11 protein-coding genes and 1 pseudogene are annotated in these 12077 nt (G+C 63.7%); all 12 read right to left on the bottom strand.

The genetic code is table 11. From position 1 onward, the window contains the following. Positions 1 to 182: 182 nt before the first annotated feature. Positions 183 to 1568 carry a replicative DNA helicase gene (gene dnaB / locus J0L98_RS19510; protein WP_296413619.1) on the bottom strand — a complete coding sequence of 462 codons (1386 nt, stop codon included), beginning with the start codon at positions 1566 to 1568 and terminating at the stop codon, positions 183 to 185. Between the two features lie 103 nt (positions 1569 to 1671). Beyond that, the gene (gene rplI / locus J0L98_RS19505; RefSeq protein WP_296413618.1) at positions 1672 to 2121 is read right to left on the bottom strand and encodes a 50S ribosomal protein L9; all 450 of its coding nucleotides are present in this window, start codon (positions 2119 to 2121) and stop codon (positions 1672 to 1674) included. A 15-nt stretch (positions 2122 to 2136) separates the two neighbouring features. Then, on the bottom strand, positions 2137 to 2406 hold the full coding sequence (rpsR, locus tag J0L98_RS19500) for a 30S ribosomal protein S18 (RefSeq protein ID WP_153162030.1): 270 nt from the start codon (positions 2404 to 2406) through the stop codon (positions 2137 to 2139). Continuing rightward, entirely contained in the window at positions 2378 to 2722 is a 345-nt protein-coding gene (priB, locus tag J0L98_RS19495) for a primosomal replication protein N (protein WP_296413616.1), read from the bottom strand. Before priB ends, rpsR begins: the two co-directional genes overlap by 29 nt. Position 2723: 1 nt before the next feature. Further along, positions 2724 to 3110 carry a 30S ribosomal protein S6 gene (rpsF, locus tag J0L98_RS19490; RefSeq protein WP_296406144.1) on the bottom strand — a complete coding sequence of 129 codons (387 nt, stop codon included), beginning with the start codon at positions 3108 to 3110 and terminating at the stop codon, positions 2724 to 2726. 123 nt (positions 3111 to 3233) lie between these two features. Then, positions 3234 to 4157, bottom strand: coding sequence for a hydroxymethylglutaryl-CoA lyase (locus tag J0L98_RS19485; RefSeq protein WP_296413615.1), 924 nt, complete (start codon positions 4155 to 4157; stop codon positions 3234 to 3236). A 16-nt stretch (positions 4158 to 4173) separates the two neighbouring features. Then, the gene (locus tag J0L98_RS19480; protein WP_296413613.1) at positions 4174 to 5862 is read right to left on the bottom strand and encodes an AMP-binding protein; all 1689 of its coding nucleotides are present in this window, start codon (positions 5860 to 5862) and stop codon (positions 4174 to 4176) included. Positions 5863 to 5988: 126 nt separating this feature from the next. Then, the gene (locus J0L98_RS19475) at positions 5989 to 7992 is read right to left on the bottom strand and encodes an acetyl/propionyl/methylcrotonyl-CoA carboxylase subunit alpha (RefSeq protein ID WP_296413611.1); all 2004 of its coding nucleotides are present in this window, start codon (positions 7990 to 7992) and stop codon (positions 5989 to 5991) included. Between the two features lie 88 nt (positions 7993 to 8080). Then, positions 8081 to 8866, bottom strand: coding sequence for an enoyl-CoA hydratase/isomerase family protein (locus J0L98_RS19470; protein WP_296413610.1), 786 nt, complete (start codon positions 8864 to 8866; stop codon positions 8081 to 8083). Between the two features lie 9 nt (positions 8867 to 8875). Continuing rightward, the gene (locus J0L98_RS19465; RefSeq protein WP_296413609.1) at positions 8876 to 10483 is read right to left on the bottom strand and encodes a carboxyl transferase domain-containing protein; all 1608 of its coding nucleotides are present in this window, start codon (positions 10481 to 10483) and stop codon (positions 8876 to 8878) included. A 14-nt stretch (positions 10484 to 10497) separates the two neighbouring features. Further along, positions 10498 to 11676, bottom strand: a complete 1179-nt coding sequence (locus tag J0L98_RS19460; protein WP_296413607.1) for an isovaleryl-CoA dehydrogenase — start codon at positions 11674 to 11676, stop codon at positions 10498 to 10500. Positions 11677 to 11690: 14 nt separating this feature from the next. Further along, positions 11691 to 12077: pseudogene (locus J0L98_RS19455) on the bottom strand (AMP-binding protein); the annotation flags it as partial.

Raw genomic sequence — 12077 nt, 5'->3', positions numbered from 1 at the left:
CGAAAACCACTTGACCACCGAAACAAACCACTTGGCGCAAGCATCGCAATACCTACCGCAACACCCCCTCCACCGCTTCGGAACACTTCATCGTGCGCCGCAGCGAAGAGAGGCCGAATTATAAAGAACTATCCGACCCCGTCAACACTATTGCCAAAATATTTCTTGAAACCGGGGTCTCGTCAGTAATTCGGCGACCCTGCATAATTCTCGAACCGCGTAAACTCTCCAAGGAAAGTCATTCGTATCGTTCCCGTTGATCCGTTACGGTGCTTCGAGATGATCAACTCAGCCATCCCCTTGTCAGGGGAATCCGGGTTGTAGATCTCGTCCCTGTAAATGAACATGATGATATCGGCGTCCTGCTCAATGGCCCCCGACTCACGCAGATCTGACGCGACCGGCCGCTTGTTGGGACGCTGCTCAAGGCTCCGATTTAGCTGGGACAGCGCAATAATCGGAACGTGAAGCTCTTTTGCCAAGGACTTCACCGAGCGCGAGATCTCGGACAGCTCCGCTGAACGGTTATCGCTTTCCTTCAGTGAAGTCATCAATTGCAGGTAGTCGATCACGATCAACCCCAGACGCCCACACTGGCGATGCAGACGCCGGCATCGCGCGCGCAGATCGGTCGGGTTGAGGCCCGGCGTCTCATCGATGAAGATGGGCGCTTCGTGCAGCTTACCCAAGGCGTAAGTCAGGCGCTGCCACTCCTCGTCAGTCAGCTTGCCGGTACGAATCTTGTGCTGGTCAATCCGACCGACCGACGAAAGGAAACGCGTAGCAAGCTGCGTCCCCGGCATTTCCATCGAGAAAACAGCAACAGGCAAGCCTGCCTCGACAGCGACATTCTCGGCAATATTAAGGGCAAGCGAGGTCTTCCCCATACCGGGACGCGCCGCCAGAACAATCATGTCTGAAGGCTGAAGACCCGATGTCTTATCATCAAGATCAGTCAGGCCAGTGGGCACGCCCGTGATACCTGCCGGAGAGTCTCGGTCGTAAAGCTCCTGAATCCTGTCCACCACCTGCCCCAGAATCGGCTGAATCGGCACGAAGCCGCTGACGGTACGCGCCCCCGCCTCAGCGATCTCGAACACCTTGGCCTCCGCCTCATCCAGCAGGGTCTTGGCGTCCTTACCCGAGGGCGTGAGGGCGCTGGCAGCAATCTGATCACCAACGGACACCAGCTTGCGAAGGATCGCCCGCTCCCGAATGATCTCTCCGTAACGCCGTACGTTGGCCGCAGAGGGTGTGCTATTGGCAATCTCGCCGAGATAGGCAAGACCACCGACGTGCTCGGCCTCACCGTTCTTCTCCAGCGCCTCGTATACCGTCACGACGTCGGCGGGCTTGCCCAGTTCGATCAGGCGAGCAATCTGACGAAAGATGCGCCGATGGTCATCCCGATAGAAGTCGGCCTCATTGACGATATCCCCAACCCGCTCCCAGACGGTGTTGTCGATCAGCAAGCCACCCAATAGCGATTGCTCCGCTTCAACGGAGTGAGGCGGCAACCGCAAGGCAGACATGACGGGATCTTCAGGCAGATTTTGAGATTTGCGCATGGGACATCAGGAATCCGTAACGACCGAGTAAAGCCCGGCCTAAAAAACAAAAAAGGCTGCGCGAGGCAGCCTTTTTTGAGGGAGGGAGCCGAACTCCCTTCGATCAGCTCTCGCCAACCACTGCGACGTTGATGGTAGCAGTCACATCAGTGTGCAGGGAGACGACCAGCTGGGTCTCGCCGACAACCTTGAGCGGGCCTTCCGGCATGCGCACGGCAGACTTCTCGACGGCAAAGCCCTTGGCCTTCAGTGCGTCAGCGACGTCGGCATTGGTCACAGAGCCGAACAGACGGCCATCGACACCAGCCTTGCGGCTGATGGTAACAGCAGTGCCTTCGAGCTTCTCGCCCTGAGCCTGGGCAACAGCCAGCTGCTCAGCAGCGACACGCTCAAGCTCGGCACGACGGGCTTCGAACTCAGCCAGGTTGGCGGCATTCGCGCGCTTGGCCTTGCCCTGGGGGATCAGGAAGTTACGGGCGTAGCCGTCCTTGACCTTGACCACATCACCCAGACCACCCAGGTTGACAACCTTGTCCATAAGAATGATTTGCATGCTGTCTCTCCGGGATTACTGGTGCAGATCGGTGTACGGCAGGAGCGCGAGGAAACGCGCACGCTTGATCGCGGTGGACAGCTGACGCTGGTAGCCGGACTTGGTGCCGGTGATGCGTGCCGGCATGATCTTGGCGTTTTCGGTGATGAAATCCTTCAGGATGTCCACATCCTTGTAATCGATCTCTTCGATCTTCTCTGCGCTGAAACGGCAGAACTTGCGACGCTTGAAGAGGCTACGACCGCCACGGTCGTCCTTACGCTTCATTGCTGGCTTGAATGCCATGATTCGTTCCTTCCAAAAATTCGATCGTATCGATGTGCAATACAGGTGCCCTGCTGCGCAGGCTTTTCGCTGCGAGAAAGCCGGTGATTCGGGCTGTGCAACCGAGGCGGGCAGCAGCAAGCAGACTTGCCTTCTCCCCCACCGCTGCAATCGCCAACTCAAGCCCCACTTCACGCGGGACCCCGGCTTCCACCTGCCTCGAGCGGTGCTCAATGCGTCCCGCCAGCACCGGCACACCGCCGGGGGAGTAACGCAGAGCCCCGACTTCGGTCAGGACACCTTCAATCTCAAAACTGTTGCGAACCTGTTCCTGCAACTCAGGCTGCGGGCTGCTGCTCGACGGCCTTAGCCTCTTCACCGGAAGCGGAAGTCAGGGAGCGAGCCTTTTCTTCCTTCATCATCGGCGACGGGGTGGTGACCGCCTTTTTCATGCGGATGGACAGGTGACGCAGCACGGCATCGTTGAACTTGAAGCCATGCTCCAGCTCGGCGATGGTGGGCTGATCGCACTCGATGTTCATCAGCACGTAGTGAGCCTTGTGGATCTTGTCGATCGGGTAGGCTAGCTGACGACGACCCCAGTCTTCCAGACGATGGATCTGGCCGCCTTGGGTGGTCACGAGGGAACGGTAACGCTCGATCATGGCGGGCACTTGCTCGCTCTGATCGGGGTGAACGATGAAAACGACTTCGTAATGCCGCATGAGATCTCCTTCTGGATCAAAGCCCTCCGTCATGCGAACGGTAGGGCAAGGTAAAAATCCGAACACCCGAACTGCACATGCAGACGGGCGATCCGGCAATCATTTCACAACTCGGGATTTAATTCAAGGCCTTATGCAGTTCAGTGGCGACAGCCCCCCCCTGGCGAGGCTGACCTTGGAGCCGTTACTGCGGCCGAGGCGCTCACAGATCCAGGCCGATGTCTCCACCAGGGCCCCCAGGCGGATACCCGTCTCGACCCCCAGCCCGTCCAGCATGTACACCACATCTTCCGTGGCCACATTGCCGGATGCCCCCGCCGCGTAGGGACAGCCGCCCAGGCCAGCCACCGAGGCGTCAAAGGTGGCCACCCCCGCCTGCAGGGACGCGTAGATGTTCACCAGCGCCTGACCATAGGTATCGTGGTAGTGGCCGGCCAACTTGTCGATGGGCACCCGGCGAGCAACGGCATCGAGCATCCGGCGGGTCTTGCCGGGCGTGCCCGTGCCGATGGTGTCGCCCAGGCTGACTTCGTAGCAGCCCATGTCAAAGAGCGTTGCCGCCACACCAGCCACCGCCCCCGGCGCCACTTCTCCCTCGTAAGGGCAGCCCAGCACACAGGACACGTAGCCGCGCACCCTCACCCCCGCCGCCTTCGCGGCCTCCACTACCGGAGCGAAACGATCGAGGGATTCCGCGATGGAGCAGTTGATATTCTTCTGGCTGAAGGATTCGGACGCGGCGCCAAACACCGCGACTTCCCTAGCGCCCACTTCCAGGGCCGCCTCAAAGCCCTTCATGTTGGGCGTCAGTACCGGGTAATCGACCCCTGGCAGACGCGCTATCCGCGCCATCACCTCAGCGTTGTCGCCCATCTGCGGCACCCACTTCGGCGACACGAAGGAAGTGGCCTCGATGGCCGACAGGCCGGCGGCACCCAGCCGGGCGATGAGCTCCACCTTGGTATCGGTGCTGACGATCTGCTTCTCGTTCTGCAGTCCGTCCCTGGGACCGACTTCAACGATGCGGACACACTGGGGCAAGTTCATGGCTTCACTCCTTGAATCAGGCGGTAGCGGCGTCTTCCAGGCCGAGGGTCTGCTTCATTTTCTCGCGGATCTGGAACTTCTGGATCTTGCCCGTCACCGTCATCGGGAAGCTGTCCACGAAGCTGATGTAACGAGGAATCTTGTAGTGGGCAATCTGCCCCTGACAAAAGGCGCGCACCTCATCCTCGCTCAGGCGTTCGCCCTCGCGCACGATGATCCACGCGCACAGCTCCTCGCCGTACTTCTTGTCGGGCACGCCCACCACCTGCACATCCAGAATCTTGGGGTGGCGGTAGAGAAATTCCTCGATCTCCCGCGGATAGATGTTCTCGCCGCCGCGAATCACCATGTCCTTGATGCGTCCGACGATGTTGCAGAAGCCCTCGTCATCAATGATGGCGATGTCGCCCGTGTGCATCCAGCCCGCCCGGTCGATGGCTTCTGCCGTCTTGGCCTCGTCACCCCAGTAGCCGAGCATCACCGAGTAGCCGCGGGTACACAGCTCACCCGGCGTGCCGCGGGGCACGATGCGCCCCTCGTTGTCGATGATCTTCACCTCACAATGGGGTTGTGCCCGGCCGACCGTCGACACCCGACGCTCGATAGAATCATCGGTGCCACTCTGGAAGCTCACCGGTGAGGTCTCGGTCATGCCGTAAGCGATGGTCACCTGCTTCATGTTCATCCTGTCGATGACGCGCTTCATCACCTCAATGGGGCAAGGGCTGCCGGCCATGATGCCAGTGCGCAGGCTGGACAGATCGAAACCGGCAAAGTCCGGATGATCCAGCTGGGCAATGAACATGGTCGGCACGCCATAACTGGCGGTGCACTTCTCCTCCGCCACAGTCTGCAGCACGGCCAGGGGTTCGAAGGCCTCCGCCGGGTAGACCATCGTCGCCCCGTGGGTCAGGCAACCCAGATTTCCCATCACCATGCCGAAGCAGTGGTAAAGCGGTACCGGAATGCACACCCGGTCACCGGGCACCAGGCGGATCGCCTCGCCCACGAAAAATCCGTTATTGAGGATGTTGTGATGGGACAGGGTCGCGCCCTTCGGGTTGCCGGTGGTCCCGGAGGTGAACTGGATGTTGATGGGCTCATCGAACTGCAGCGCCTCGCCAAGCAGCTCGAGTTCGCCCAGCTCGTCCCGGCTCGGCGGGCGCAACAGATCGTCGAAGTTGAGCATCCCCGGCGTGCGCTCGCCCCCCATGCGGATCACCATCTCCAGGCTGGGCAGCCGGTGGGCGCGCAGCAGGCCGGCCTCGCAGTGCCCCAGCTCCGGCGCGAGGTCGGAAAGCATGGCTAGGTAGTCGCTGCTCTTGAATGAAGGAGACAGGACCAGGGCCCGGCAGCCCACCTTGTTGAGGGCATATTCCAGCTCGCTGCGCCGGTAGGCCGGATTGATGTTCACCAGCACCAGGCCGGCCTTGGCCGTGGCGAACTGGGTCAGCGTCCACTCCAGCCGGTTCTGCGACCAGATCCCCACCCGATCGCCCGGCACCAACCCGAGACGGCGCAGCCCGCAAGCCAGGGCATCAACCTTCAGACGCAGCTCGGCGTAGCGCAGGCGTACCCCTTGATGGCGCACCACCAGGGCCTCCCGTTGCCCATGGCGGGCACAGGCATCGTCAAAATACCGACCGATGGTCTGGCCGATCAGGGGCTTGTCCGACGCACCATGGACGTAGCTCAGTTCACTCATGCTGTCTCCTCACACTCGTGTTGTGCAGTTCCGGCTCCGTCTGCGCGGATTGCCGGGCTATCAAACCTTCAGATTCGTGAAAGCCTCTAGTGGGGGCGGCTTCATTAGACCCCACGGGAATGTGGATCAAACAGCTCTGGCTTCGAAGTCCACCAGCTCGGCACCGTCGCCCACCTGGTCACCAACGGCGAAGCGGAAGCCCTTTACCGCGCCGGCTGCCGGCGCCGTGATGGTGTGTTCCATCTTCATGGCCTCCAGGATCAGCAGCGGAGCGCCCTTCTCCACCGTGGCGCCTTCGCTGGCGATCAGGGCGATCACCTTGCCGGGCATGGGGGCCAGCAGGCCACCCTCGGCCCCGCCGCCCTCGCCGCTGTGGTGCAGCGGGTCCACCGCGGCAAACTGCCAGGCACGGCCATGACCAAACACATGGCGACGCTCGCCCGCCACCACCACCGTAGCGGCGGTGCGCAAGCCATCGAACTCCGCCCGCAGCAGGCCGCGGGGATTGATGCTGCCGCTGACAATGCTGGCGACGCCATCCACCACGATGCGGAAGACCTTGCCCAGGTTCTCGACCTGCAGATGCTTCTGCTCCTCGCCCAGCCGGAAGACCAGGCTGCGGGTTGCATCAGCATTGACCCGCCAGCCGTCACGGAGATGCCAGGGTGACGCCGGTTCAGGATGCCGGCCCGCGCTCTGAGCCGCCCGCTCCTGCTCGCGCAGCAACTCGGCCAGGGCCACGGCCAGCCAGGCCTCACGATGGGCTCCGGCCTCTTCCGGAAAGAGATAGTCCTTCTCCCGCTCAATCAGGCCGGTGTCCAGATCGGCGTTGGCAAAGGCCGGGCAGGCGGTGAGGCGCGACAGAAACTCGATGTTGTTGGAAACACCGACCACCCGGTAATCCGCCAGGGCCTGCAGCATGCGCGCCAGGGCCCGGTCACGATTCACATCCCAGACGATCAGCTTGGCGATCATCGGGTCATAGAAGGGCGAAATCTCGTCCCCCTCCTCCACGCCAGTATCGACGCGCACATGCATGCCCTCTTCCGGCGGCGCCAGGTGCACCAGCCTGCCGGTAGAAGGAAGGAAGCCCCTGGAGGGATCTTCGGCGTAGATGCGTGCTTCCAGGGCATGGCCATTGATGGCCAGCTGCTCCTGGGCCAGGGGCAGCGGTTCGCCGGAGGCCACGCGGAGCTGCCACTCCACCAGGTCGAGCCCGGTGATCATCTCGGTGACCGGGTGCTCCACCTGCAGGCGGGTGTTCATCTCCATGAAGTAGAAAGTGCCGTCCTGGTTGGCGATGAACTCCACGGTTCCTGCACCCACGTAGCGCACGGCCTTGGCCGCGTCGACGGCGGCCTTGCCCATGGCGGCGCGGCGCTCGAGCGTCATGCCGGGAGCCGGCGCCTCTTCGAGCACCTTCTGGTGGCGGCGCTGCACCGAGCAATCGCGCTCGAACAGGTACACCACGTTGCCCTGGGTATCGCCGAACACCTGGATCTCGATGTGACGCGGACGGGTCAGGTACTTTTCGACCAGCACGTGGTCGCTGCCGAAACTGGATGCCGCCTCACGCTTGCAGGAAGCCAGCGCATCGAGGAAATCCTCGCTCCGCTCGACCAGGCGCATGCCCTTGCCACCACCGCCGGCAGCCGCCTTGATCAGCACCGGATAGCCGATGGCATCGGCCTGCACATTGAGGAAGCCAGGTTCCTGATGGTCGCCGTGATAGCCGGGGGTCAAGGGCACGCCGGCCTTTTCCATCAGCTTCTTGGCCTCGGACTTGGAGCCCATGGCCCGGATCGCAGACACCGGCGGGCCGATGAAGACAATGCCGGCCTCATCGCAGGCGTGGCAGAACTCCTCGTTCTCGGAGAGGAAGCCGTAGCCCGGGTGGATGGCCTGGGCGCCGGTCTGCTTCGCCGCGGCGATGATGTTGTCAATGACCAGGTAACTCTCGCGCGCCGCCGCCGGCCCGATGAACACGGCCTCATCGGCCAGGCGCACATGCCGGGCACCGGCATCGGCCTCGGAATACACCGCAACGGTCTTGATGCCGAGGCGGCGCGCAGTCTTGATGACGCGGCAGGCGATCTCACCCCGGTTCGCAATCAGAATCTTGTTGAACATGCTTGTCTCCCGCATTCTCTTGTAGGGGCGACTTCAGTCGCCCGCAGAGGTCGATTCAGGTTGGGCGACTGAAGTCGCCCCTACAGATCTAGGCCGACATCCACGCCGCCGGACGCTTGTCGAGGAAGGCGGCGAGGCCCTCCTTCGCTTCAGGCGTGGCGCGCAGGCTGGCAATGCGGCGGGCTGTATCCTCGACCAGATCGTCACCGACGGGTCGGTCGGCCACGGCACGGATCAGATCCTTGGCAGCGGCCTGCGACTTCGGCCCGCCCTGCAGCAGGGCGGTGACGATGTCCTGCACCCGGGCATCGAGCCCGTCCGCCACGGTCGCCTCGTGGGCCAGACCCAGCTCGGCCGCACGACCGGCGGAGATCCGCTCGGCGGTCTGAAAATAGCGGTGGGCCTGGCGGGCGCCGATGGCACGGATCACATAGGGGCTGATGGCCGAGGGGATGATGCCGAAGCGGACCTCAGAGGTGGCGAACACCGCCCCTTCACCCGCAATGCAGATGTCGCAGGCCGAGGCAAGCCCCATGCCACCACCCAGGGCCGCCCCGTGTACCCGGGCGATGGTCGGCTTCGTCATCTCGGCCAGGGTCCGCAGCATGCCGGCGAGCTTGCGTGCGTCCTCGATGTTCTCCTCGACGCTGGCATTGCCGGCGCGCTTCATCCAGTTGAGGTCGGCCCCTGCCGAGAAGCTCTTGCCGCGCCCGGCCAGCACCACCACCCTCACCGTGTCGTCGGCGTCCAGCTGGCGACAGGCCGCGGTGAGCTCGGCGATGAGCTGCTCGTTGAAGGCGTTGTGCACATCGGGGCGGTTCATCCACAGGGTGGCGACGCCGCCGTCGCGGGCGATTTCCAGGGTTTCGTACATGGCGCCCCCTTACATCCGGAACAGGCCGAACTTCGTCGGCTGGATCGGCGCGTTGAGGCTGGCCGACAGGGACAGACCCAGCACGCGGCGGGTCTGGGCCGGGTCCACCACGCCGTCGTCCCACAGGCGGGCGGTGGCGTAGTACGGGTGGCCCTGGTCTTCGTACTGCTGGCGGATGGGCGACTTGAAGGCCTCTTCCTCGTCCTTGCTCCAGCTACCGCCCTTGGCCTCGATGCCCTCCCGGCGCACGGTGGACAGCACGCTGGCCGCCTGCTCGCCGCCCATCACCGAGATGCGGCTGTTGGGCCACATCCACAGGAAGCGCGGGCTGTAGGCGCGGCCGCACATGCCGTAGTTGCCGGCGCCGAAGCTGCCGCCGATCAGCACCGTGAGCTTGGGCACCTGGGCGGTGGCCACGGCGGTCACCATCTTGGCGCCATCCTTGGCGATGCCGCCGTTCTCGTACTTGCGGCCGACCATGAAGCCGGTGATGTTCTGCAGGAAGACCAACGGTACGCCACGCTGAGCGCACAGTTCGATGAAGTGGGCGCCCTTCTGGGCCGACTCGCCGAACAGGATACCGTTGTTGGCGACGATTCCGATGGGCATGCCATAGAGGTGGGCAAAGCCGGTGACCAGGGTCGTGCCGTAGCGCGCCTTGAACTCGTCGAAGCGCGAGCCATCGACGATGCGGGCGATCACCTCGCGCACGTCGTAGGGCTTGCGGGTGTCGGTGGGGATCACGCCGTAGATCTCGGCGGGATCGTAAAGGGGCTCCTCCGCGTCGAGCAGCTTCAGCCCGACCGGCTTGGTCCGGTTGAGGGTGCCGACGATGCGCCGGGCGATGAAGAGCGCGTGGGTGTCGTTCTCGGCCAAGTGGTCGGCCACGCCGGAAACGCGGGTGTGCACGTCGCCGCCGCCCAGGTCTTCGGCGGTCACCACCTCGCCGGTGGCCGCCTTCACCAGCGGCGGGCCGCCCAGGAAGATGGTGCCCTGATTCTTGACGATGATGGTCTCGTCGCTCATGGCCGGCACGTAGGCGCCGCCCGCAGTGCATGAGCCCATCACCACGGCGATCTGGGGAATACCCAGGGCCGACATGTTGGCCTGGTTGAAGAAGATGCGGCCGAAGTGGTCCCGGTCGGGGAAGACCTCGTCCTGCTTGGGCAGGAAGGCGCCGCCGGAATCCACCAGGTAGATGCAGGGCAGACGGTTCTCCTGGGCGATCTCCTGGGCACGCAGGTGCTTCTTCACCGTCATCGGGTAATAGGTGCCACCCTTCACGGTGGCGTCGTTGGCCACGATCATGCACTCGGTGCCGTTGACCCGGCCGATGCCGGTAATCACCCCGGCCGAGGGCGCGTCGTTGTCGTACATCCCGTAGGCGGCCAGCTGGCCGAGTTCGAGAAAGCCGGTGCCGGGGTCGAGCAGATGATCGACCCGGTCGCGGGGCAGCAGCTTGCCGCGGGCCACATGCTTGGCCCGGGCCGCCTCACCGCCGCCGAGGGACACCCGCGCAGCCTTCTCGCGCAGGTCGGCCACGATCTTGCCCATCTCGGCCGCATTGGCCTGGAACTCGGGCGAACGTGGGTTGATGCTGGATTTGATGACGCTCATGACCGCTTCCTTGCTCAGGCCGTCTCGGAGAACAGCTCGCGGCCGATCAGCATGCGACGGATCTCGCTGGTGCCGGCGCCGATCTCGTAGAGCTTGGCATCGCGCCACAGGCGGCCGACCGAGTACTCGTTGGTATAGCCCACACCGCCCAGGGTCTGGATGGCTTCGCCGGCCATCCAGGTGGCCTTCTCGGCGGAATACAGGATGGCGCCGGCGGCGTCCTTGCGCAGGGTGCGCGAGTGATCGGTGCGATCACAGGCCTGACCCACCGCGTACACATAAGCACGGGTGGCCATCCAGGTAGAGTACATGTCGGCCAGCTTGCCCTGCATCAGCTGGAACTCGCCGATGCTCTGGCCAAACTGTTTGCGGTCGTGGAGGTAGGGCACGACTTCGTCCATGCACGCCGCCATGATGCCCAGCGGGCCGCCGCACAGCACGGCGCGCTCGTAGTCCAGGCCGCTCATCAGCACCTTGACGCCCTTGCCCTCGCCGCCCAGCACGTTCTCCTCGGGCACCTCGCAGTCGTCGAAGAACAGCGGCCAGGTGTTGCTGCCGCGCATGCCCAGCTTGTCGAGCTTGCTGCCGTAGCTGAGGCCCTTGAAGCCCTTCTCGACGATGAAGGCGGTCATGCCGCCGGCGCCGGCATTCAGGTCGGTCTTGGCGTAGACCACCAGCGTGTCGGCATCGCCGCCGTTGGTGATCCACATCTTGCTGCCGTTGAGCACGTAGCGGTCGCCCTTCAGGTCCGCGCGCAGCTTCATGCTCACCACGTCGCTGCCGGCATTGGGCTCGCTCATCGCCAGCGCGCCCACGTGCTCGCCGCTGACCAGCTTGGGCAGGTACTTCGCCTTCTGCGCGGCCGTGCCGTTGCGGTGGATCTGGTTGACGCAAAGGTTGGAATGCGCGCCGTAGCTCAGGCCCACCGAGGCCGAGACGCGCGACACCTCCTCCATCGCGATGATGTGCGCCAGGTAGCCCATGGCCGAGCCGCCGTACTCCTCGCTGACCGTCATGCCGTGCAGGCCCAGCGCGCCCAGCTTCTTCCACAGGTCGGGCGGAAACTGGTTATCGCGGTCGATGTCGGCGGCGCGCGGCGCGATCTGTTCGGCCGCGAAGGCCTGCACGCTGTCGCGCAGCATGTCAATGGTCTCGCCCAGCGCAAAGCGCAGGCCGGTGGTCAGTGAACTCATGGGGGCTCCGGGTTTCAGGCGGTCTTGGCAACGGACAGACCGAGCTCTTCGATCATCTTCTCGCGCATCACGAACTTCTGCACCTTGCCGGTGATGGTCATCGGCATCTCGTTGACGAAACGGATGTAGCGCGGCACCTTGTAGTGGGCGATCTGGTCGCGGCAGAAATCGCGGATCTCGGCTTCAGTGCAGGTCTCGCCGGGCTTCAGCGTGATCCAGGCGCAGACCTCCTCGACGTACTTCGGGTCGGGCACGCCGAAGACCTGCACCGACTGCACCTTGGGGTGGCGGAACAGGAACTCCTCGACCTCGCGCGGGTAGACGTTCTCGCCGCCACGGATCACCATGTCCTTCACGCGGCCGACGATGTTGCAGTAGCCCTCGGCATCGATCGTCGCCAG

Origin of the sequence: Zoogloea sp., assembly GCF_017302315.1 — a bacterium.
GTDB lineage: Bacteria > Pseudomonadota > Gammaproteobacteria > Burkholderiales > Rhodocyclaceae > Zoogloea.
Note: the sequence above shows the minus strand (reverse complement) of the source record. Positions and strands in the feature narration are given on the sequence as shown.